The sequence below is a fragment of the Plastoroseomonas hellenica genome, assembly GCF_018129085.1.
GTDB classification, from domain to species: Bacteria; Pseudomonadota; Alphaproteobacteria; order Acetobacterales; family Acetobacteraceae; genus Plastoroseomonas; species Plastoroseomonas hellenica.
Window position 1 is genome coordinate 153334 of sequence record NZ_JAAGBB010000006.1, and the last position, 21970, is coordinate 175303.

Below are 21970 nucleotides of genomic sequence, written 5' to 3' on the forward strand. Positions count from 1 at the left end.
CGTTAGTCTGACGGCTGCTGTTCCGGGGATAGCTGTTCCCATCTTTCATCTGCATCGGCGCAGATCACTCTTCTGGGGGCGCCAAATCTACGCCGGAGCACAATCTCCACGGCACTCGCACGTGAGGCAGGTCAGGCCGGCAAGGCCTCGGTCAGCATGGCGATCAAACGATCGAATGCTGCGCGCTCATCGGGCGCGTGGTCAGGGTTGACTTCGGTCACCGTCAGTGCGCGCCAGTTCGGGGCGGCGACCAGCAGGGCAAGCGCCGCTGCAAGTGCGTCGAAGCTCAGGCCGTCGCAGCGCCGAATATTCTCCGCGATCGGGAAGTCGGTGAAACTCAGCACATCGACGTCGAGGTGAATGAGAAGCCGGTCGTAACGCGCGCCCCAAGCCGCCGCGCGTCGGGCCGCGGCGATCGGATCTGCCTTGACCTCCGCGAGCGCGATCAGCCCGAGATCGAGCGCGTGCATCGCCTCTGCCTCGGGGGGAGTGATGTTGTCTGCAGCGAAGTACAGGATATCGGCCGGCGCGAGCATCGGTCGGCGCGGGCCGAGACCGCTCAGCGCCGCCTCCGTGCCCGGACGGTCGAGCAGATGCGCGACGCCGGTCCAATCGAGCGCGCCGTCGCTCGTCTCGGGCGTGTTCAGATCGACATCGAGATCGATGTAGATCAGCCCGACCGAGTGTTCGTCGCGCAGCGCCCCGGCCACGGTTCCAAGCTCGACCGTGCAGTCGCCGCCGAGCACGAGCGCCGCCCCGCCGCCGGCCATCGCTTCCCCCACCTTGTCGGCCACGGCCGCGGCCGTGCGACGGACGGCGTCAAGGTTCATGGCCTTGGGACGTTGCGGGTCCGGCCGCCAGCGGAAGCTTGGTACATCTCCATGGTCATTCACCCGCCGGCCGGATCCCGCCAGCGCCGGGACCAGCCCATGGCGCCGGAAGGCAGCCGGGGCCTTTTCCTGTCCCGGCGCATAGGCACCGGCGCTCGAAGGGGCACCAACGAGGCAGAGGGTGCGGGTCATCTTCGCAACTCCTGTGCTCAAATAGCGGTACGGCCTGGCTTTCTACCCGATGTGCCGCAAATCGCCCGCTCACTTGCGGCGGCGCTCTTCGTCCCGGGTCCAATAGACCTCGCGGCCGGCATCAGGTCGTTGGGCGCAATGGCAACCTGCGGTGCTTCGAACTGGGCGACGAAGCGACGTTCGGCGCGGCCTTCCGCATCGGTGTGGGTCGCCAGACGCGGCGTGAAGGAAGGCAGCATAATCACCACGCGCCACCCCTGCGCCACGGCGTCCACCGCCTCCGGCGTCAGGGCATAGCAGGCTTCACGGGCCCAGTGGCGGGCTCAAACCGACCCGCCGGTGCGGAAGCCGCCGCTGGAGTCGCTGTCGCCAGTCCGGAAGCCGCCCGGATCGCTCCGGCCGCCGCCGCCCCAGTCGTTGTCATCCTTGACGCCGCCACCGCTCGAAGGCGGTTTGGAGGGGCGGCCCCAGACCGATCCGGTGTCGGCGCCCCAGGGGCCGGAGGAGTGACTTCCCCAAGGATCCGGCGCCTGGCCCCAGGGGCCCGGCTGCGGCCTGTTCCAGGGGCTTGGCAGGCCGCCGCGCCCCCACGGGTCGTTGCCCGGGGTACGTTGCCGCTCCATGCGGTCCCAGAAGCCGTCGCGGGACAGTCCGCCACGCAGCACCTCACTCACCAGGACGCCAATCAGCGCAGCGGTCTGAAAGCCCCAGTCGCTGTGCTCGACGCCCCGGCCTTGCATGTCGTGCCGCAGGGACTGGATGTCGGCCAGCCGCCGCTGCGCCGAATCAGCCTGCGACCGCGCGTCCTGCAGCGCGCGCTCGACCCGCGCGCGTTCGGTCGCCGTGACCTCCAGCCGCGCGACGATGGCGTCATCCTCCTGCGTCGGCGTGCGCGCCGCCAGCTCGCGCAGCGCGCGCAGCGGCTGCGCGCCGATCGCAGCCTCGAGCTGGCGCATCGCGGCGCGGGAGGCATCGTCCTCTCCGGCGGCCAGCGCACCGCGCTTCGCTTCCGCCTCCGCCAGCGCCGTGTGCGCGGCGGTCACCGCATCCTCCAGTGCCTGCATGGCGGTGGCGCTGGGTCCATCACCGGGCGCCGGCAGGCCGGCAAGGGCGCGGCGCCGGTCCACCATCGCCCGCACCGCCGCATCCGCTGCTTCCCGCATCTGCCGCGCATGCGCCTCAAGATGCCCGGGCAGTTCGGAGAGCAGAGCATAGGACAGCCGCGCGGGCTCGTACCGCGCCAGCCGCGCCACCCAGCTATCGATGCAGCGCACCAGCGGAGAGGCGCGATAGCGCCCGGTGCCGAAGCCGCGGTCCCAGAGATAGGCGAAGAGCGGATCGTCGCGATAGGGCCTGCCCTTCTCCTCCAGGTCGCGTTGGGCGAAGGACGCCTTCTGCTCCGCATGCTGCGCGACGCGCTCCGCATCCGCGGCGATGGCGGTGAGGTGGCGATACTCCTCATCCTCGCCCGCCTTGGCCTCGGCGGCGCGCAGCGCGGCGGCCTGCTCCCGCTCTGCGGCGAGACGCTTCTCCGCCTCGGCGTCGCGGCGCGCCTCGGCGGCAGTCAATGCCGCGCGGGCGGCGACCACGGCCTGCTGCGCCTGTTCAAGCCCCGCGGCCCGCTGACGCAGGCCGTCGCGGACCTGGGCCGTCGCCGCATCCAGCCGGTCGATCGCCGTCGTCCCGTCCTTGATCTCCGCAAGGTGGAGCCGGGCGAGCTCGCGGAGCGCCGCCGCTTCCTCCTGCCGCAGCCCCTCCCACCGTGCGGCGAGCTGGTCTGTCTCCGCCCGGGCGGCCGAGGCCTCGCGCTGCGCCTCGGCCAGGCGCGCATCGGTCTCCTGCAACACGGCGACGCCGCTCACCATGACAGGATCGCCCCTCCGGCGGTCTGCACCGTCCACGCCGTCTCCAGCGTGCCGGCCCGTTTCTGGCCGATGACGGGCTGGTCCAGGATACCGTCGGCGAGCTTGTCGCGGCGCACCCGCTCAAATTCCGCTTCCGGCACGCGCAGCCCCCAGCGCGACACGCGCGCGGTGCTGCCGTCCTCCTCACTGGTGACGGGCACGGTGACCGTGCGGCCGTCGCGGTCCACCGCTTCGACGATCAGATAGTAGTTGCGCGCACGCGGATTGGCGGCCGGCACGCGCCAGATGGCGGAAGGCTCGCGCGGCCGGTTGACGATCCGCACGCTGTAGGCGGTGGAGAGGCGGACAGCGAGGTCGGCGAGTGCTGTCCGCCTGGCGCGGGCTTCCGCCAGGTTGCCGGCGCGCGCGGCGGCCTCGCCCTCTGCCAGCAGACGCGCGGCATCGGCGCGCGGCGCCGCTTCCTGCGTGCCGGCCAGGACGCGGTCATGCTCGGCGCGCAGCGCGCGGGGCAGTTCCTCCGTCAATTCGCGGGTCACCGCCGCGGCCTCGCGCTGGCGCGGCATGGTGACCGTGACGTGCCAGGCACCCCAGAACAGGATGGTCACGCCCAGCGCCGCCAGGACCGGGCGCCGCCAGCGCGCACGGGTGGCCCAGAGGGTCGCCAGGCGGCGGCGCCAGCCCTCGCCGCTGCGCATATAGGCGAAGCGCTTCTCCTCCAGCGCCGCGATGCCCTGGTCGAGCACGCGGTCCGGCACGTCGATGCCCTGGCTCCTGTAGATCTCGCGCAGGCGCTCGCGCAGCCTGGCCTGGCGCTGGTCGCCTGCGAGCTCACGCTCGACCAGGCGATCGGCATGGCGGATCGTATCCACCACGTCCATCGCCAGCATGGTCTCGTTCAGCGCGGGCGCGCCCGCGGGAGCGTCAGGCATTCGTGGCGGCAACCGTGGCGGCGCGCTGCTGCAGGCGCGCCATGCGCTGCTTCGCCTCCTCGACCGAGCGGCGGATCTCGTCGCTGTTGTTGGTGGCGGCGACGCGCATCTCCTCGATGATCTCGCGCGAGCGCTCCTGGTAGTTCACCACGCTCTCCACCAGCTTCTTGACCGATTCCGCCTGGATGGTGGGGCCGTAGCCCGCGCGCAGCGCCGCCTCCTGCACCTTGCCGCCGATCTCGGCCAGCACGTCGAGCGACTGGTTCACGCCTTCCTTCATGCTCTCCAGCGTGCGCGTGCTCTCGTGCAGCCCGTGCAGGCCGGCGAAGGACGCAGTCAGCGCGGTCAGCACCGCTTCGTTCGTCGAGAAGAAGGAGACCGACTGCTGATAGACTCGCTCCTTCGCCGTCGTGGTCTGCACCAGCCGGGCCATGATGACCTCGGAGGTGTTGTAGGAAACCGTCAGGTTGTCGGCGAGGTCCTTGCTGATCTGGTACCGGCCGTCCTCCAATTGCAGGGCGCGGAGCGCCTCGTCGCGGGCGAGCTCGAGCCTGGCGCGCTCGGCAGGCTCCAGGCTCGCGCCGGCCTCGGCCGCCTTCACGGCCTCTTCCGTCCTGGCCTTGGCGGCGCTGATCCGGCCTTCGGCGGTCTTCAGCACCTCGAGCGCCATCACCTCCGCCTGCTTCAGCGCGCCGCGGAAGTCGCGATAGGCTTCCAGGATGGCGTGCTCGCGGTCGATGTTCTCCTTGGTGTCCTTGGAGACCTCGATATAGGTGTCGCGGATCTTGTCGAAGCGCGTCGCGATGTCGCCGCGCGTCGCCTTCTGCCAGACGTTGGACAGCCGCTCCATGGTGGAGATCTTCCCGTCCTCCACCTGCGCGACCATGCTGCGCGCATCGTCGCGGATCGAGTTGAACGCCTTGGTGATCGTCTCGTAGCGCTCGCCGATCTCCATGGCGCGGATCTGTTCGCGCACCACCTCGTTGAAGGTGGTGGCCTGGTTGAGCACGCGGGCGATGAGCGTCACGCGATCGGCGTCGATCTCGGTGATCTTGGAGAGCAGGCCGGTGATGGGGCTTTCCTCGGCGGAGGCCTCCGGCAAGGGCAACCCAAGGTCGCGCAGCGCGCCGAGGGCCTTGTCGAGGTACTTCATCGGCTGCACGGCGGCTACGATTTCACTCATGTCCTCGCTCTCCCGGCGCTGGGGCGGCTGTCATAGCGCAGGGCGGCAGCGGGTGTCAGCCGGTCATTGCGAGTGCGACGTGATCGTGAGCAGGGCGGAGATGCCGTCACGGCACGGGGCGCGGACCAGTCGGACTCACTTGCGGCGGCGGTCCTCATCCCGGGTCCAATAGACCTCGCCGCCGATGACGAGATCGCCCGGCGGCAGGCCATTCTGCGGCGCTTCGAATTGCGCGACGAAGCGGCGCTCGGCATTGCCCTCGGCGGTGGTCAGGCTCAGCACGTAGCCGTCGAAGGCATAGCGGGCGGTACTCTGCGTCCCCGGCCGGGTCGCCGCGATGTAGCCATTGGGACCGAGATTGGCGGCCACCAGGTTCGAGGCGCTCAGCGTCACCGTGCCGTCCGACCGGAAGGTATAGGCGCGGTCCCGCCGGAAGCCGCCCATGCCGACGTTCAGCAGGTAGTAGTGGTGATCGAATCGGGTGCCGGGCGTCAGGGGCAGCAGTTGCCGCGCCCGGTTCAGGTCGACGTGCCGCCCCTCCGCATCCTCCAGCAGCACTGCCTCGCCATCCCGGTGCCAGCGCAGCCACCGTCCCGGTTCCCGCCGGCGGGACAGCCCGAGGTCGAGGTCGCTGAACGGGAAGGACCAGCTGTGGCGATAGGCGCTGCCGTCGCGCAGCAGCACGTGCACACGCTCGTCCCGGTCCGTGTAGATGTTGCCGAGGCCATCCGGCATGGTCTGGAAGCGGGCGGTATAGAGCACGCGCTCGACATCGGCGGGCGCGATGCCGCGTCCCGGCCCGGCATTGGCCTCGGCGGCGGTGAGCGGCCGCGGCTCCAGGCCGCGGGCCTCCGTCAGGGCAGCGAGTGGCGGCAGGGCGGTGGCCGCGGGCAGCAGGCGGCAGTCGCTCATGGCGATGAGGCGGTCCGAGACCTCCAGCACCGTGCCGGCGAGCACCACCTCCTGGCCTTCCATCGCCTGCAGCGCGTCCTGGCCGCCCCGCTCGGCGAAGCGGCGGCAGCGAAGTGCCATGACCGACTGCTCGTCGCCCCGCCATTCCCGCACCCGGCCGCGCGCTTCGACCCGGCCGCGGGCGACGATGGTGCCGAGCGTCGCCAGCGCCTGGGTCGCGGCGGTCTCGCCGGCGCGGCGCGCCGTGCGGTCGGTGGCTTGGCCCATCGCCGCCTCCCGGGCCAGGAGGGCGCGGGCGGAGAGCTGCGCGATGCTCACGGCGCGCAGGCCGGATGGCGCGGCGGCAACCGCGGGGGCTGGCGGCGCCGGCGGCGGCTTGGCCCCGGACTGGGCCAGGACCGGCGTCGCCGCGGCTGCGGCGAGGAGAAGAAGAACGCGATGGATCCTGCGGACGGCCATGCCTGCCTCGGCCAGTGGTTCTCGTCCGGAATGATCGGCGGATGGCGGCGGCAGTCCACCGCTCGGTGCATCACGTCCGCGCGCGGCGGATCACGGCAGCGGTCGCAGCCAGCCGCGGTAATGCGCCAGCCGCCCGATCAGCGGCAGCGCGATCGGCACGTCGAAGGTGAAGCGCCCCTCGGCGTCGACCGCCTCGGTCGCGACGCTGCGCGGCAGCAGGGCGCGCGGGATCGGCAGGCCGAGGAAGCGCCCGCCCACCACGGTCAGCGTCAGGCCATGGGCATCGACATCGCAGTGCAAGCGGGCGCGGAAGGGGCCGAAGACCTCGTCGAGCGTGCTATCAGCGGGATCGGCGGCACCCAGCACCGAGCGCATCGTCACGCCCGGCCAGATGCGGTGCCATGCCTCGCCACCATTCTCGGTCATGCGCATCTCGACGCGGAGCGGCAGGGCGTGGCCGGCGCGCGGCAGGCGGAACAGCCAGGCCAGCAGCCGGCCGGGCAGGGTGGCGGCGCCTTCCGCTTCACCGATGCCTTCCAGCGCCAGGAAGCCGGGCACCGCATGCGCGGCGCGGACCGGTGCTGGCAGCAGCCCCGCACGCGCGCCGAGCAGGCGCTGGAACAGGGGGGAGGGCAGCGCCTGCTCCTCTCGCGCCGTGGTGATCGCGAGATGGGCAAACCCCTCGGCGATCGCGGCATAGGGCAGCAGCCCGGCGCAGGCGGCAGCGCCCCGGAATGCCAAGCCGCCGCTCGCCAGCAGGCGCAGGGCGGCGAGCGCCGGCAGCACCGGGACGCTCGGCCCGTCCCCGGCCTCGGCGAGCAGCCGCCATTCGCGCCGCAGCAAGGCGCCGTCCGGGGCTTCAAGTAGCAACCGCACCCGCATGCCGCCGCGGTCGCTGCCGAGAGCCGTGAAGCGTTCGGCGATCCAGTGCAGTGTCGACGTCAGGGGCGCGAGCGAGCGCAGCAGGCGGGCACGCACGAGAAGGCTCAGCACAGCGAGGCCCTGGTGCAGCAGCGCGAGCTCCAGCCCGGCCTTGAAGAGCGCCGCATCGCGCGGCCGGCAGCGCGCCACCAGCAAGTCGAGATCCGGCGTCTCGACCAGCGCCAGCCGCCGGCGGCCAAGCCCCGGCCAGCGCAGGGTCTCGGGCAGGCCCCAGCCCGGCGCTTCGCCCCAGCGCCCGCCGCGGAAGACCCTGACCGGCCGGCCGGCATAGGAGAGGATCGCTACCATCACCGCCTGCCCGCGCGGGGCGCGGTTGCCGGGGCTGATCGCGGCCTCCGCCGTGACGACCGGCAGGCCTTCCGGGTTCAGGAGGTCGACCACCGCCTGGGTGAGCGCGGGGGAGGAGCTGGCGCCCGCCAGCACCGCGACACCAGCGGCCTTCGCCTCGGCATCGAGCGCGCCGATCCCGGCCACATAGTCCCGCGCATCCGCGAGGTCGATCGCATGCAGCCCGGCAGCGATGGCGGCGCGCGGCAGCGCATATCCGGCGCCCTGGAACGGACCGGAGGCGTCGACCAGCGCGAAGAGGCCGGGATGCGATGCCCTGAGTGCCAGCAACGCCGCGGCATCCAGGCCATCGCGCTCCGCCGGCATGGCGATGCAGCGCGGTCCGAGCCGTGCCGCCAGCGCCGCCAGCCGGCCTGCGTCGCGCGCCGCAGCCAGGACGGTGAAGCCATGTCCGACCAGCAGCGCCGCCAGGCGCGCGCCGAAAGCGCCGGTGGCGCCCACCAGCAGCACGGCCTGAATCGTTTTGGGCGCGCAGGCGCCACACCAACCCCGCGCGCCGATACCCGGCTCCGTTCCTCCGCCGGGTATCATCCGCCGCGACCGAAGGGATCGGCGAGCCGCTCCGGCGTGGCGCTGGAGAAGAGGCCGGTCTTCAGCCCCGCCAGGGTCCGCACCATCTCCCGCCGCAGCGGCGGCAGGATCTTCAGCCGGTCGAAGACCAGGTCCCGGAGCACCGACAGCATGCCGGAATCGCTCTGGAAGAAGGGCGTCATGAGGGCGCTGGCCATCTGGTAGAAGCGCACATGCGCGCGCCGCGCCGCCGCATAGGCGGTCAGCGCCGCCGCGATGTCCGGCGCCTCCTCCAGCGCATCGCTCAGCGCCATGGCGTCGAGCAGCGTGCTGTTGGCACCCTGGCCGAGCTGCGGGGAGGTCGCGTGCGCGGCATCGCCGAGCAACGCCAACGGGCCGCGGAACGGGCGGCGCGCCGTGAAATGCATGTAGCGCGCCAGCACCAGCGCCTCCGGCCCCGGCATGGCGCCGACCACGGGCGCCATCTCGGGCCAAAGCCGCGTCACGGCTTCCCGCCAGGGCTCGAAGCCGGCGGCCCAGGCGGCGTGGCCGTCCGGCTTCAGGCTCCAGAAGAAGGCGGCAAGCGGTGGGCCGCCGGGCACGGCGCTGCCGACCGGCAGCCAGCCCAGCATCACCCGCGCCGCGACATAGCGCTGCGCGAGCATGCCCGGCGCGAGCCCGATATCCGGCACGCTCGCCCAGACCGCGCCATAGGCGAAAGGGCGCGCTTGCCGGTCGCAGGCGCCCGCGCGCAGGCCGGAGGTGGCGCCGGTGGCGTCGAGCACCAGGTCGAAGCCCGGCGTCATCAGGCCTTCCGTGTCGCGCAGCGCGGCCCGGCCATCGGCCAGCGTCTCGATGCCGGCGATGCTGCGGCCGGTCTCGAGCCCGGCGCCCGAGGCGGCGAAGCCGCGCCACAGCACCCCGTGCAACGCCGCGCGGTGCACGGCGACCGCATGCAGCCCGGGCGCCAGCCCGTCATAGCCGAGGTCGAAGACCTGGGCGCCGCGATCGGTGACCCCGTGCAGCCGGTCGATCCGGGCGCCGAGCGCCTCGATCTCGGCGCGGAGCCCGAGCCGCGCGAGGGCCGCGAGGCCGGTCGGCTGCAGCATCAGGCCGGAGCCGACCGGGCGGCTTTCCGGGAAGCGCTCGAACAGTGTCACGCGGTGCCGGGTGCGGGCCAGGCGCATGCCGGCCGCGAGGCCCGCGACACCCGCCCCGATCACCGCGATGTCGAGGCGCCGTTCCATGGTCCGGTGCTATATCCGGGACTGCGCGCGCGGCCTAGAATGGACGTGAGGGAAACGAAACGGAGAATGACGCGATGACCGAGGCCTGCATCATCGGTTGGGCGCACAGCCCCTTCGGCAAGCTTGAGGACGCGCCGGACATCGAGACCCTGATCGGCCGCGTCGCCCGCGCCGCGATCGAGGATGCCGGCATCACGCCGGAGGAGGTCGATGCCGGTTTCGTCGGCGTCTATGGCGAAGGCTTCACGCCCCAGGGCTTCCCATCCTCCCTCGTGCTGCAGCACGTGCCGGAGATGCGCTTCCGCCCGATCACCCGCTTCGAGAATGCCTGTGCAACTGGCTCGGCGGCGATCCATGGCGCGCGCGATTTCATCCGCGCCGGGCGCGGGCGCTTCGCGCTGGTGGTGGGCGCCGAGAAGATGACCGCGGTCTCCGGCCAGCGGGTCGGCGAGATCCTGCTGACCGCCAGCCACAACAGGACGGAGGGGGAGATCCAGGGCGGCTTCGCCGGCGTCTTCGGCCGCATCGCGGAGGCCTATTTCCAGCGCCATGGCGACCAGTCCGATGCGCTGGCGGCGATCGCGGCCAAGAACCACAGGAACGGCGTCGACAACCCCTGGGCGCAGATGCGCAAGGATCTGGGCTATGCCTTCTGCCGCGCCGAGAGCGAGAAGAACCCCTTCGTGGCGGGGCCGCTGAAGCGCACCGATTGCAGCCTGGTCTCCGACGGTGCCGCGGCGCTGGTGATCACCGACGAGGAGACGGCGCGCGCCATGGCGAAGTCGGTGCGCTTCCGCGCCGCGGTGCAGGTGAACGACCTGCTGCCGATCGCCGGCCGCGATATCATCCGCTTCGAGGGCGCGCGCGAGGCCTGGCGCCGCGCCCATGCCGAGGCGGGCAGCAGCCTCGCCGACCTGTCTTTCGTCGAGACGCATGACTGCTTCACCGTCGCCGAGCTCATCGAATACGAGGCGATGGGCCTGACGCCGGAAGGGCAGGGCGCGCGCGCGGCGCTGGAAGGCTGGACTGCGCCCGATGGCCGGCTGCCGGTGAACCGCTCCGGCGGACTCAAGGCGAAGGGCCACCCGATCGGCGCCACCGGGGTGTCGATGCATGTGCTGGCGGCCATGCAGCTCACCGGCAATGCCGGGGCGATGCAACTGCCGCGCGCGGACCTGGCCGGGGTCTTCAACATGGGCGGCGCGGCAGTGGCCAATTACGTCTCGATCCTCGAAGGCGGATTCTGAGGCAGGCTTCGGGAAGGCCAAAGGCTGATGTTGGCCAGGCGCTTCAGTCTGGCAGTAGCAGCGTCGCCGCCGCCTGGGCGGCGATGCCCTCGCCGCGGCCGGTGAAGCCGAGGCGCTCCGTCGTGGTCGCCTTCACGGAGACCCGGCCGATCGGCGCGTCGAGCAACTCGGCGAGGCGGGCGCGCATCGCCTCGGCATGCGGCGCGATCTTCGGGCGCTCGCAGATCAGGGTCACATCGGCATGCGCCAGCCGGCCGCCGCGCGCCGCGATGCGCGCCGCGGCGTGGCGCAGGAAGCGGGCGCTGTCGGCATCCTTCCAGGTGGCCTCCGAAGGCGGGAAATGGCGGCCGATATCGCCTTCCGCCAGCGCGCCGTAGATGGCATCGCAGAGGGCGTGGATGCCGACATCGGCGTCGGAATGCCCGGAAAGGCCGAGCGGGAAGGGGATGGTGACGCCGCAGAGGATCAGCGGCCGCCCCTCGACCAGGCGATGCACGTCGAAGCCGGTGCCCATGCGCGGCAGCAGCGCGGCGCCGAGCGCCGCTTCGACCCGTATCAGATCCTCGGGGTGGGTGATCTTCACATTGCTCTCCGATCCAGGAACCAGCGCGACGGCAAGACCGGCCGCCTCCAGCAACGCGGCGTCGTCGGTGACTTCGGCGGCCGCGGCGCGGTGGGCGGCCAAGAGTGGGGCGAAGCGGAAGCCCTGCGGGGTCTGGGCGCGGAACAGGCCGGCACGGGCGACGGTCGCCCGGATCATGCCGTCCTCGGCCCGCTTCAGCGTATCAGTGACCGGCTGGGCGGGAATGGCGCCGGGATGGGTCTCGAGTGCGGCCAGCAGCGCCGCGACAGTGCCGCGCGGCACCATGGGGCGCGCCGCGTCGTGGACCAGCACGATGTCGGGTGACGCCCCGGCCAGTGCTTCCAGCCCGGCGCGCACGCTGTCCTGGCGGGTGCGGCCGCCGGCGACCGGGGGCAGCACCGGCAGCCCGTCGAGCAGGGCAGCGACCGTCGCGGCTTCGCCGGGCGCGCAGACCGGCAGGATGGCATCGACGCCGGGCTCTGCGAGCAGCGCCTCGGCGGCGCGGCGCAGGACGGCGCGGCCGGCGAGCGGGAGGTATTGCTTGGGGGTGCCGGCACCGAACCGGCTGCCCCGGCCGGCGGCCATCAGCAGAGCTATGACGTGCATGCACGGCTTCTAGAGCAGATCGCCGGAGGGCGGAATCGCCCGGAGGCGTGAATCTGCTCGCGGGCAGGACCGGTTGACGCGGAGCAACGCGAAGCGAAATCCGTCCCGTGGAGGGGGCCGCGCTGGCGAGGCGTGAGGCCGTTGCACTATTTGGCTGCAATTTGCTGCGCTGCCCCTAGGCGAAGCGTCATAAACGACCTATCCTGCACAAATCATGAGCATGAACACCGAAATCCAGCCGCGCGACTGCGCGGCGGTTCCCGTTCTGAAGCCCATCAGCCTGGGGGCCGCGCGGATCGAGACGCCGGTGATCCTGGCGCCGATGTCGGGTGTCACCGACTTGCCTTTCCGGAGGCTTGCCCGGCGTCTCGGCACGCCGATGGTGGTCAGCGAGATGATCGCCTCCCAGGCCATGGTGCGGGAGAACCGCCAGACCTTGAAGATGGCGGAGGTGGATGGCTTCGGCGGCCCCGCTTCGGTGCAGCTCGCCGGCTGCGACCCCGTCACGATGGGGGAGGCGGCGAAGCTGGTCGCGGACCGTGGCGCCGCGGTCGTCGACATCAATTTCGGCTGCCCGGTGAAGAAGGTCGCGGTCGGGCAGAGCGCCGGCTCGGCCCTGATGCGTGACGAGATCGCCGCTGCCCGCATCCTGGAGGCGACGGTCCGGGCGGTCGACGTTCCGGTGACGCTGAAGATGCGCATGGGCTGGGACCACGCCAGCCTGAACGCCCCGCGCCTGGCGCGGATCGCCGAGGAATCGGGCATCCGCATGGTCACGGTGCATGGCCGGACCCGGCAGCAATTCTATACCGGCACCGCCGACTGGGCCTTCATCCGCCAGGTGAAGGAAGCGGTTTCGCTGCCGGTGATCGCCAATGGCGACATCCTGACGGCGGCGGATGCGGCGGAGGCCCTGCGGCTGTCCGGCGCCGACGGGGTGATGATCGGACGCGGCGCCTATGGCCGCCCCTGGCTGCCGCGCCTGGTCGCGGAATACCTCGCGACCGGCGTGCTGCCGGAGGAGCCCGACCTCGCCACCCAGAAGACAGTGCTGCTCGCACACTACCGGGACATCATGGAGCATCATGGCCGCGACACCGGCGTGCGCCTCGCGCGCAAGCATGTTGCCTGGTATTCCAAAGGCTTGCCGGGATCGGCGGAGTTCCGCGTGCAGGTCAACCAGGTGCCGGATGCCGAGGCGGTGGAGGCGCTGATCCACGCCTTCTACGACCCGCTGATCGAGCATGGCATTGCCGCGGCGCGCACCGCCTTCCAGGACGCCGGGCGGCTCGCGGCATGAGCGGCAGCGCCACGACCCGCAAGCCCCGTTTCGCCGCGCGTTTCCTGCCCTCCCGCGCCACGCCGCCATCGCCGGTCCCCGATACCGGCTCCATCCTCGCGGCGCTGCCGGTCGCGACCGTGGTGCTCGATGCCGAGAACCGGGTGCGCAGCGCCAACAATGCCGCGGAGCAGTTCTTCGGCCTGTCCTTCTCCTCGCTCTCCGGCATGTCGCTCGCCGAGATGCTGCCGCCCGACAACCGGCTCTTCTCGCTGCTCGACCAGGTGCGCCGCTTCGACGCCCGGGTCTCCGACCATGATCTCACGCTGGAGAGCCCGCGCCTGCATCGCCGCGGCGTCACCGCGCATGCGGCGCCGGTGCCGGAGATGGCGGGCAGCGTGGTGCTGATGCTGGAGGATGGCTCGACCGCCCAGATGCTCGACCGCCAGCTCAATTTCCGTGGCGCGGCCCGCGGCGCCTCGGCGATGGCGGCGATGCTGGCCCATGAGGTGAAGAACCCGCTCTCCGGCATCCGCGGCGCGGCGCAGCTTCTGGAGCAGGCAGCCTCGGAGCCGGACCGGGAACTCTGCCAGCTTATCCAGGATGAGGCCGATCGCATCCGCGGCCTGGTCGACCGCTTCGACATGTTCTCCGACCGGCCGATCGAGAAGGCGGCGGTGAACATCCATCAGGTGCTGGACCACGTGAAGCGCATCGCGGCGACCGGCTTCGGCGCGCATCTGCGCATCGTCGAGGAATACGACCCCTCGCTGCCCATGGTCTGGGGCAACCGGGACCAGTTGGTGCAGATCTTGCTGAACCTCGTGAAGAACGCCGCGGAAGCGGTGGATCCGACGAACGGGGAACTCGTGTTGACAACCGCCTATCGCCACGGCGTCCGCATCGCCGTGCCCGGCTCTCAGGAGCGTGTGCATCTGCCTTTGGAAGTCGCGGTCCGCGACAACGGGCCAGGGATCGAGGAGAGCGTGCGCCCCACGCTGTTCGAGCCTTTCGTGACCACGAAGCGGGGCGGGCAGGGGCTCGGCCTCGCGCTGGTCGCCAAGCTGGTCGCCGATCAGGGGGGGCTGATCGAATGCGACAGCCGGCCCGGCCGCACCGTCTTTCGCATGTCCCTCGCCGCGCCGCCGCCTGGCGCCGATGCCGGAGCCGCCCAATGACCGAGCCCCGCACCATCCTGATCGCCGATGACGACCGGGCCATCCGAACCGTGCTGAGCCAGGCGCTCGGGCGTTCCGGCTACCAGGTCCGCGCCACCTCCTCGGCGGCGACGCTCTGGCGCTGGGTCGAGGACGGAGAGGGCGACCTCGTCATCACCGATGTCGTGATGCCCGATGAGAACGGGCTCGATCTCGTGCCACGGATCAAGCGGATTCGGCCGGAGCTGCGCGTCGTGGTGATGAGCGCGCAATCGACCTTCGCCACGGCGATCAAGGCGACCCAGCGCGGCGCCTTTGAATACCTGCCCAAGCCCTTCGACCTGAAGGAGCTGCTCGCCGTCTGCGAACGCGCGCTGGCCGCACCGGCGACGGCGTCGGCCGAGGAGGGCGAGGGCGCGGCGGCCGAGGGCGAAAGGCTGCCGCTGGTCGGCCGCTCGACCGCGATGCAGGAGATCTACCGCACCGTGGCCCGCCTCACGACCACCGACCTCACGGTTATGGTCACCGGCGAGAGCGGCACCGGCAAGGAGCTGATCGCCCGCGCATTGCACGACTACGGCCGCCGCCGTACCGGGCCTTTCGTCGCCATCAACATGGCGGCGATCCCGCGCGAGCTGATCGAGAGCGAGCTCTTCGGCCATGAGCGCGGCGCCTTCACCGGCGCGCTCAACCGTGGCGTCGGCCGCTTCGAGCAGGCGGCCGGCGGCACGCTCTTCCTCGACGAGATCGGCGACATGCCGCCCGAGGCGCAGACCCGCCTGTTGCGGGTGCTGCAGGAGGGTGAGTTCACGACGGTGGGCGGCCGTCAGCCGATCAAGGCCAATGTGCGGATCGTCGCCGCCACCCATCGCGACCTGCGCCAGCTCATCCGACAAGGGTTGTTCCGCGAGGATCTGTTCTACCGCCTGAATGTCGTGCCGATCCGGCTGCCGCCGCTGCGCGAGCGGGTCGAGGACATCCCTCTGCTGGCGCGCCACTTCCTGGATCGGGCCCGGGCCTCCGGCCTGCCGTCCAAGCAATTGGCGCCGGAGGCGCTGGAGCGGCTGAAGCTGCATCCCTGGCCCGGCAATGCGCGCGAGCTGGAGAATCTGATGCGGCGCCTCGCCGCGCTCTATCCCCAGGAAGTGATCGGCGCCGACGCGGTGACGGCCGAACTCGCGGAGGCGGCGCCTGCGACCGAGGCGGAGGCGGGCGGCCAGGGCACCAGCCTGGAGCAGGCGGTGGAGCGGCATCTTTCCGGCTTCATGGCCGCGCATCGCGACGGGATGCCGGTCCGGGACCTCTATGAGCGGGTGCTGGCGGAGGTTGAGCGGCCCCTGCTACGTTTGGCGCTGGCCGCGACACGCGGGAACCAGATCAAGGCCGCTTCCATGCTAGGGCTGAACCGCAACACGCTGCGCAAGAAGATCCGCGAGCTCGAACTGCCCGTGGTGCGCGGCCTGCCCTGATGACGGCGGACCGCGCGCAGGCCGCGGCGCGGCCGGCGCCGGAACCGCCCGCGCCACGCGGCGAGGGAGACCAGCGCTGGCCGCGGCGGCTTGCCGACCTGTTGCTGGGCCGTGCCGTCACGCTCGGCCTCGCGGTCGGCGCCTTGGTGCTCGGCGTGCTGACCTTCGCGCAGCTTTCGGGCGGCACGCCGTTCGGGCCGGCGCGGCCTGGGCAGGTGGCGGGGCTCGTCCTCATCAACCTCGCCTTCGTGCTGCTCCTTGCCGCCTCCCTCATCGCGCGGCTGGTGCGGATGTGGCTGGACCGGCGGCGCGGCTCGGCCGGCTCGCGTCTGCATGTCCGGCTGGTGGCGCTGTTCGGCCTCGTCGCGGTGGTGCCAGCGATGCTGGTCACCGGCTTCGCGGCCGCGTTCTTCAACTATGGCATCCAGGCCTGGTTCAGCGACACGGTCCGCACCGCGCTCGAAGCGTCGCTGGCGGCGTCCCGCGCCTATCTGGAGGAGCATCGCGGCAATATCCGGGGTGATGCGCTGCAGATGGCGGCCGACCTCAACCGGGCCGCCCGCATCTATCTGATGCGGGACGGCGTGATGGATGACCTCAGCTCCGCCAGGGAAGAGGATGGCCTCGCCTTCGCGCGGCAGCTCGCGATCCATACCCAGCTCCGCCGCCTGACCGACGCCTATGTCTTCGAGCCGACGCATGGCCAGGTGATTGCGCGCGCCGAACAGCAGGGCGCGCTGCCGTTCGACCAGCCGCCGGCCTGGGCGATCGAGATCGCGCGCGGCGGCGGTGTCGTGCTGCTGCCGACCGAGCAGGAAGGCAGGGCGCGCGCCCTGGTCCAGCTCGATATCGGGCGGGGCTACATGCTGTTGATCAGCCGGCCGCTGGATCCGGCGGTGATCGCGCATATGGAACGCACTGAGACCGCGGTCGCCCGCTATGAGGCGCTGGAGCGCAACCGGTCGGGGCTGCAGATCAGCTTCCTGATGATCTTCGCGATCGCCAGCCTACTGCTGCTGCTGGCGGCGGTGCTGATCGGCCTCGTCTTCGCCAATCAGTTGGCGCGCCCGATCTCGCGCCTCATCCAGGCAGCGGAGCGGGTGCGCAGCGGCGACCTGACCACCCGGGTCGAGGAAGGGCGCGCGGATGACGAGGTCGCCAGCCTCAGCCGCGCCTTCAACCGCATGACCAGCCAGCTCGCCGCCCAGCGCGGCGAGCTGATGGAGGCCTATCGCCAGATCGACGAGCGGCGGCGCTTCACCGAGACGGTATTGTCCGGCGTTTCGGCGGGGGTGATCGGCCTCGATGCCGAAGGGCGGATCAACCTGCCGAACCGCTCCGCCTCCGGCCTGCTCGGCGTCGATCTGGATGCCGCGATCGGCAGGCCGCTCCAGGACGTGGTGCCGGAATTCGCGGCGCTGCTGGATGCGGCGCGGGCGCAGCCGGAGCGGCCGCACACGGCGGAGCTTCGCATCGGACCGCCATCGAAGCGCCGGACCCTGTTGGCGCAGCTCGGCGCCGAGATGCAGGCCGGGCGTGTCGCGGGCCATGTGGTGACATTCGATGACATCACCGAACTTCTCTCTGCCCAGCGCAAGGCCGCCTGGGCCGATGTGGCGCGCCGGATCGCCCATGAGATCAAGAATCCGCTGACCCCAATCCAGCTTTCGGCGGAGCGGCTGAAGCGCAAATACCTGAAGGAGATCACCTCCGATCCGGACACCTTCCGGGCCTGCACCGACACCATCGTGCGCCAGGTCGGCGATATCGGACGCATGGTGGACGAGTTCAGCGCCTTCGCGCGCATGCCGCAGCCGGTGATGCGGCCGGAGAATCTCGACCAGGTCATCCGCGACGCCCTGGTGCTGCAGCAGAATGCCCATGCCGGCATCGTCTATGCGACTCGGCTGCCAGAGGCGCGCGTCGTCGTCGCCTGCGACCGGCGGCTGATCGGGCAGGCGCTGACCAACCTGCTGCAGAACGCGGCGGATGCGATCCAGGGCCAGGAGGCCGCGGGCGGGGAAGGGGTGCAGGGCCATATCACCCTCACCGTCGAACCGGACGCCGGCTGGGTGCGAATCGCGGTCGAGGATGATGGACCGGGCCTGCCGCAGGGTGAGGAGCGAGACCGGCTCACGGAACCGTATGTCACCCACAAGGCGAAGGGCACGGGTCTTGGCCTTGCCATCGTGAAGAAGATCATGGAGGACCATGGGGGACGGCTGGCGCTCGAGGACCGTGGCGAGGAGCGTGGGACGAGGGCCGTGCTGATCCTGCCGCTACGTCCGGCCGACGCGGCCGAGGGCGAGGCGCAGACGATGGAGGGGACGAGACTCGCGCATGGCGCATGAGATCCTGATCGTCGACGACGAGCCCGACATCCGCGCCCTCATCGAGGGCATCCTGACGGACGAGGGCTACGAGACGCGCCAGGCGCAGAACTCGGACACCGCGCTCGCGGCCTTCCGGGCGCGGCGGCCGGCGCTCGTGATCCTCGATGTCTGGCTGCAGAATTCCCGCCTCGATGGTCTCGGCATTCTGGAGGCGCTGCTGCGCGAGGATCGTGACCTACCGGTGGTGATGATCTCCGGCCACGGCAATATCGAAACGGCGGTGCAGGCGATCCAGAACGGCGCCTACGATTTCATCGAGAAGCCCTTCAAGTCGGACCGCCTGCTGCTCATTGCCTCCCGCGCGCTGGAAGCCGCGCGGCTGAAGCGGGAGAATTCGGAGCTGCGGCTGCGCGCCGGCGCCGAGACCGAGCTCGTCGGCATCAGCCAGGCCATGGTGCAATTGCGCGGCGCGATCGAGAAGGTGGCGCCGACCGGCAGCCGCGTGCTGATCAGCGGCCCTGCCGGCGCCGGCAAGGAAGTCGCGGCACGGATGATCCATGCCCGTTCCCGCCGCGCCGAAGGACCCTTCGTCGCCCTCAATTGCGCGACGCTGAATCCGGCTCGCTTCGAGGAGGAGCTTTTCGGCGTCGAGGCCGGCACGGATCCCGCCGCGCAACCGCGCCGCGCCGGCGTGCTGGAACGTGCGCATAACGGCACGCTATTGCTCGACGAAGTGGCCGACATGCCGATCGAGACCCAGGGCAAGATCGTGCGGGCCCTGCAGGAGCAGGGCTTCGAGCGCATCGGCGGTGCCACCCGCGTGAAGGTGGATGTGCGCGTTATCGCCACCAGCAACCGCGACCTGCAGACCGAAATCGCCGCCGGACGGTTCCGCGAGGATCTCTTCTACCGCCTTGCCGTCGTGCCGCTGAAGGTGCCGGCGCTGCGCGAGCGGCGGGAGGATGTGCCGACCCTCGCGCGTCATTTCGTCGCCCGCTCCGCCGAGACCTCCGGCATGCCGGCGCGGGAGGTGGCGGAGGATGCGCTGGCCGCCATGCAGGCCTATGAATGGCCCGGCAATGTGCGCGAGCTGCGCAACCTGATCGATTGGCTGCTGATCATGGCGCCGGGCGGCGCGGGTGACTCTATCCGCGCCGACATGCTGCCGCCCCAGGTCGGCGCCGCCGCGCCGGCGGTGCTCAAGCTCGACCGCAGCAGCGAGATCATGACCTTGCCGTTGCGCGAGGCGCGCGAGCTGTTCGAGCGGCAGTATCTGGAAGCGCAGCTCCTGCGCTTCGGCGGCAATATCAGCCGCACCGCGAATTTCGTCGGCATGGAGCGCAGTGCGCTCCATCGCAAGCTGAAGTTCCTCGGCGTGCAGGCCGAGGACCGCGCTGCCACTTCCTGAGCATCCGATGACCGAAGGGCCGGAGGCGCGGAGGTCTGAATCGAATGCTCCTCTGACCTGAGCGTCCGATGACCGAAGGGCCGAAGGGCCCGCAGGTCTGAATCGGATGCTCCTCTAAACAAGGACCGCCACCCCGATGTCGCGCATCGCCTATGTGAATGGACGCTACCTGCCGCAGAGCGAGGCGGCGGTGAACATCGAGGATCGCGGCTACCAGTTCGGCGACGGCATCTATGAGGTGGTCCACCTGCATGGCGGCCGCTATATCGACGAGGATCGGCATCTTCAGCGGCTCGAGCGCTCGCTGCGGGAGATCCAGTTGCCGATGCCGATGTCGCTGGCGGCGCTGCGCATGGTGCTGCGGGAAGTGGCGCATCGGAACCGGCTGACCGAAGGCCTGCTCTACATGCAGGTGACCCGCGGCGTCGCGCCGCGCGACCACGCCTTCCCGAAGATCCCGGTCCCGCCGGCGCTGGTCGTCACCATCAAGCGCATCCCGCCCTATCCGACCGATGTCGATCGCTGGACCGGCACGGTCATCACGGCGCCGGACCTGCGTTGGGCGCGGCGCGACATCAAGAGCGTGAACCTGCTGCCCAACTGCCTCGCCCGCCAGGCCGCGCGGGAGAAGGGCGCGATCGAGGCCGTGCTCTATGACGAGGTGACCGGGATGGTGACCGAGGGCGCCGCGACGAGCTTCTGGATCGTCGACGCCAAGGGCACCGTCATCACCCGCCAGCTCGGCCACCAGATCCTGCCCGGCTGCACGCGGGCCGCCCTGCTCGCAGAGCTGGCGGCGGAAGGCATCGCCTTCGAGGAGCGGGAGTTCTCGCTGTCGGAGGTGACGGATGCGAAGGAGGCGTTCATCACCTCCGCGACCTCCTTCGTGAAGCCGATCGTCGCGGTCGATGGCGCCCCGGTGAATGACGGCAAGGTCGGACCGGTGGTGCGGCGCCTCTTCGACATCTTCGCGCGCCATGTCAAAGGCGGCCTTCCCAACGCGGCATGAGGGTGTCGGCGGCGGCGCGCGCGGCGATAGGCGCGGCACTCGATGCCATCATCCGTGAGGAGCAGGTCGCGATCCTCTTCGCGGTCGAGAGTGGAAGCCGCGCCTGGGGCTTCCCGAGCCCGGACAGCGACTGGGATGTGCGCTTCGTCTATGCGCGCCCCACTGCGTGGCACATCACGCTGACGCCCGGACGCGACACGCTGGAGCGCAGCCTGCCGGGCGATATCGACCTGGCCGGCTGGGATGCACGCAAGGCGCTGAACCTGCTGCTGAACGGCAATGCGGCGCTGCGCGAATGGCTGCGCTCGCCGATCCTCTATTGTGCCGATTCCGCGATGTTGGCGGAGTTCCGCGCGCTGGCCGATGCGCTGCCGGCGCGGGCTGCGGCGCGGCATCACTACAGGGCAGTGATCCGGCAGATCAGCAGCCGTTATCTCGATGGCAGGGCCGTGGTGAACCTCAAGAAATACCTCTATGTGGTGCGCCCCGCGCTGGCGCTGCGCTGGTTGCGCGAACATCCGGAGGGGGAGCCGCCGATGGACATGCCGGCACTGCTCGCCGAAGTCACGCTGGATGCCGCGGCGCGCGCCGATCTCGATGGGCTGCTGGTGCGCAAGGCGGAAGCGGCCGAACTCGGTGAGGGTGCGCGGCTGGCGCGGCTCGACGCGCTGGTCGCCGACGAGATCGAGGCCGCGGCCGCCATGCCGGACGAGCCGCGCGACGCGCCCGGCGCTGCTGCGGCGGCGCTGGCGCTCTATCGCCGCGCCACTGCCCACGCCGATGCGGTGCTGGCATGAGCCTGCCGCGTCCGACCGCGATCCTCTTTGACTGGGACAATACCCTGGTCGATGGCTGGGCGGCCATCGCCGAGGGCCTGGCAGCCGCCTTCACCGCCTTCGGCCTGCCGGTCTGGACGGAGGAGGAGGTGAAGGCGCGGGTCCGCCGCAGTCTCCGCGAAAGCTTTCCGGAGATCTTCGGTCCGGATTGGAAGAGGGCGCGCGACATCTTCTACGCCGGCGTGCGGGCCCGGCATCTGGAGGTGCTGCGGCCGATGCCCGGCGCGGCCGCCCTGGTCGCGGCGGCGGCGCGCCTGGTGCCGGTGGCGGTCGTCTCCAACAAGCAGGGGCCGCTGCTGCGGGCGGAGGCGGTGCATCTCGGCTGGGCGGAGCATTTCCGGGCGCTGGTCGGCGCCGGCGACGCCGCGGCGGACAAGCCCGACCCGGCGCCGATGCGCATGGCGCTCGGTCCCTGCGGGGTGCCGGCGGATGGCCGCGTCTGGTATGTCGGCGATACCGCGCTCGACATGCAGGCGGCCCGCCGCGCCGGCTTCGCGGCGGTGCTTCTGGGGGATGCGGCGCATGATGGCGGCATCGCCGCGGCCGCGCCCGACGCGGCCTTCCCGGACGGCCATGCGCTGGCGGCGTGGCTGATCGACGATCACGACTGAGCAGGTGCAGCATAG

Annotated in this window: 17 protein-coding genes; 9 read left to right on the plus strand and 8 right to left on the minus strand. The window is 71.1% G+C overall.

What is annotated here, in order from left to right:
* Nucleotides 1-131: 131 nt before the first annotated feature.
* From GXW71_RS07000 to GXW71_RS07030, 7 genes are all read right to left on the minus strand, one after another.
* Complete coding sequence (locus tag GXW71_RS07000; protein WP_211851694.1) at nt 132-1022, minus strand: arginase family protein; 891 nt, start codon at nt 1020-1022, stop codon at nt 132-134.
* A 323-nt stretch (nt 1023-1345) separates the two neighbouring features.
* Nucleotides 1346-2887, minus strand: a complete 1542-nt coding sequence (locus GXW71_RS07005) for a hypothetical protein (protein WP_211851695.1) — start codon at nt 2885-2887, stop codon at nt 1346-1348.
* Nucleotides 2881-3816, minus strand: coding sequence for a DUF6384 family protein (locus GXW71_RS07010; protein WP_211851696.1), 936 nt, complete (start codon nt 3814-3816; stop codon nt 2881-2883). Before GXW71_RS07010 ends, GXW71_RS07005 begins: the two co-directional genes overlap by 7 nt.
* Nucleotides 3809-4999, minus strand: coding sequence for a hypothetical protein (locus tag GXW71_RS07015; protein WP_211851697.1), 1191 nt, complete (start codon nt 4997-4999; stop codon nt 3809-3811). The genes GXW71_RS07010 and GXW71_RS07015 overlap by 8 nt, the downstream gene beginning before the upstream one ends.
* 135 nt (nt 5000-5134) lie before the next feature.
* Complete coding sequence (locus GXW71_RS07020; protein WP_211851698.1) at nt 5135-6370, minus strand: hypothetical protein; 1236 nt, start codon at nt 6368-6370, stop codon at nt 5135-5137.
* 90 nt (nt 6371-6460) lie between these two features.
* The gene (locus GXW71_RS07025) at nt 6461-8110 is read right to left on the minus strand and encodes an SDR family oxidoreductase (RefSeq protein ID WP_367617262.1); all 1650 of its coding nucleotides are present in this window, start codon (nt 8108-8110) and stop codon (nt 6461-6463) included.
* Nucleotides 8111-8187: 77 nt separating this feature from the next.
* Nucleotides 8188-9417, minus strand: coding sequence for an FAD-dependent oxidoreductase (locus tag GXW71_RS07030; protein ID WP_211851700.1), 1230 nt, complete (start codon nt 9415-9417; stop codon nt 8188-8190).
* A gap of 74 nt (nt 9418-9491) precedes the next feature.
* Between GXW71_RS07030 and GXW71_RS07035 the strand changes: the two genes are divergently transcribed.
* Entirely contained in the window at nt 9492-10664 is a 1173-nt protein-coding gene (locus GXW71_RS07035; RefSeq protein WP_211851701.1) for an acetyl-CoA acetyltransferase, read from the plus strand.
* A gap of 43 nt (nt 10665-10707) precedes the next feature.
* On the opposite strand, the gene GXW71_RS07040 is transcribed toward GXW71_RS07035, so the two are convergent.
* On the minus strand, nt 10708-11853 hold the full coding sequence (locus tag GXW71_RS07040; RefSeq protein WP_211851702.1) for a bifunctional 2-C-methyl-D-erythritol 4-phosphate cytidylyltransferase/2-C-methyl-D-erythritol 2,4-cyclodiphosphate synthase: 1146 nt from the start codon (nt 11851-11853) through the stop codon (nt 10708-10710).
* A gap of 220 nt (nt 11854-12073) precedes the next feature.
* On the opposite strand from GXW71_RS07040, the gene dusB reads away from it, so the two are divergent.
* From dusB to GXW71_RS07080, 8 genes are all read left to right on the plus strand, one after another.
* Complete coding sequence (gene dusB, locus GXW71_RS07045; RefSeq protein ID WP_246526356.1) at nt 12074-13153, plus strand: tRNA dihydrouridine synthase DusB; 1080 nt, start codon at nt 12074-12076, stop codon at nt 13151-13153.
* Nucleotides 13150-14310, plus strand: coding sequence for a two-component system sensor histidine kinase NtrB (locus GXW71_RS07050; RefSeq protein WP_211851704.1), 1161 nt, complete (start codon nt 13150-13152; stop codon nt 14308-14310). Before dusB ends, GXW71_RS07050 begins: the two co-directional genes overlap by 4 nt.
* Entirely contained in the window at nt 14307-15758 is a 1452-nt protein-coding gene (gene ntrC, locus GXW71_RS07055) for a nitrogen regulation protein NR(I) (RefSeq protein ID WP_211851705.1), read from the plus strand. Before GXW71_RS07050 ends, ntrC begins: the two co-directional genes overlap by 4 nt.
* On the plus strand, nt 15758-18109 hold the full coding sequence (locus GXW71_RS07060; protein ID WP_211851706.1) for a sensor histidine kinase NtrY-like: 2352 nt from the start codon (nt 15758-15760) through the stop codon (nt 18107-18109). The genes ntrC and GXW71_RS07060 overlap by 1 nt, the downstream gene beginning before the upstream one ends.
* Complete coding sequence (gene ntrX / locus GXW71_RS07065) at nt 18099-19499, plus strand: nitrogen assimilation response regulator NtrX (RefSeq protein WP_211851707.1); 1401 nt, start codon at nt 18099-18101, stop codon at nt 19497-19499. Before GXW71_RS07060 ends, ntrX begins: the two co-directional genes overlap by 11 nt.
* A gap of 136 nt (nt 19500-19635) precedes the next feature.
* The gene (locus tag GXW71_RS07070) at nt 19636-20508 is read left to right on the plus strand and encodes a D-amino-acid transaminase (protein WP_211851708.1); all 873 of its coding nucleotides are present in this window, start codon (nt 19636-19638) and stop codon (nt 20506-20508) included.
* A complete protein-coding gene (locus GXW71_RS07075; protein ID WP_211851709.1) occupies nt 20505-21305 on the plus strand; it encodes a nucleotidyltransferase domain-containing protein in 801 nt (266 codons plus the stop codon). The genes GXW71_RS07070 and GXW71_RS07075 overlap by 4 nt, the downstream gene beginning before the upstream one ends.
* Nucleotides 21302-21955, plus strand: coding sequence for an HAD family hydrolase (locus tag GXW71_RS07080; RefSeq protein WP_211851710.1), 654 nt, complete (start codon nt 21302-21304; stop codon nt 21953-21955). Before GXW71_RS07075 ends, GXW71_RS07080 begins: the two co-directional genes overlap by 4 nt.
* Nucleotides 21956-21970 lie beyond the last annotated feature (15 nt).

Bases quoted from the DNA above. Each gene is read 5' to 3' on its own strand.
- GXW71_RS07050 (WP_211851704.1), top strand. From the start codon at position 13,150: ATGAGCGGCAGCGCCACGACCCGCAAGCCCCGTTTCGCCGCGCGTTTC.
- GXW71_RS07060 (WP_211851706.1), top strand. From the start codon at position 15,758: ATGACGGCGGACCGCGCGCAGGCCGCGGCGCGGCCGGCGCCGGAACCG.
- GXW71_RS07020 (WP_211851698.1), bottom strand. From the start codon at position 6,370: ATGGCCGTCCGCAGGATCCATCGCGTTCTTCTTCTCCTCGCCGCAGCC.
- GXW71_RS07080 (WP_211851710.1), top strand. From the start codon at position 21,302: ATGAGCCTGCCGCGTCCGACCGCGATCCTCTTTGACTGGGACAATACC.
- GXW71_RS07040 (WP_211851702.1), bottom strand. From the start codon at position 11,853: ATGCACGTCATAGCTCTGCTGATGGCCGCCGGCCGGGGCAGCCGGTTC.
- GXW71_RS07075 (WP_211851709.1), top strand. From the start codon at position 20,505: ATGAGGGTGTCGGCGGCGGCGCGCGCGGCGATAGGCGCGGCACTCGAT.
- GXW71_RS07000 (WP_211851694.1), bottom strand. From the start codon at position 1,022: ATGACCCGCACCCTCTGCCTCGTTGGTGCCCCTTCGAGCGCCGGTGCC.
- GXW71_RS07005 (WP_211851695.1), bottom strand. From the start codon at position 2,887: ATGGTGAGCGGCGTCGCCGTGTTGCAGGAGACCGATGCGCGCCTGGCC.
- GXW71_RS07070 (WP_211851708.1), top strand. From the start codon at position 19,636: ATGTCGCGCATCGCCTATGTGAATGGACGCTACCTGCCGCAGAGCGAG.
- GXW71_RS07015 (WP_211851697.1), bottom strand. From the start codon at position 4,999: ATGAGTGAAATCGTAGCCGCCGTGCAGCCGATGAAGTACCTCGACAAG.
- GXW71_RS07035 (WP_211851701.1), top strand. From the start codon at position 9,492: ATGACCGAGGCCTGCATCATCGGTTGGGCGCACAGCCCCTTCGGCAAG.
- GXW71_RS07010 (WP_211851696.1), bottom strand. From the start codon at position 3,816: ATGCCTGACGCTCCCGCGGGCGCGCCCGCGCTGAACGAGACCATGCTG.
- GXW71_RS07030 (WP_211851700.1), bottom strand. From the start codon at position 9,417: ATGGAACGGCGCCTCGACATCGCGGTGATCGGGGCGGGTGTCGCGGGC.
- ntrC (WP_211851705.1), top strand. From the start codon at position 14,307: ATGACCGAGCCCCGCACCATCCTGATCGCCGATGACGACCGGGCCATC.
- ntrX (WP_211851707.1), top strand. From the start codon at position 18,099: ATGGCGCATGAGATCCTGATCGTCGACGACGAGCCCGACATCCGCGCC.
- dusB (WP_246526356.1), top strand. From the start codon at position 12,074: ATGAACACCGAAATCCAGCCGCGCGACTGCGCGGCGGTTCCCGTTCTG.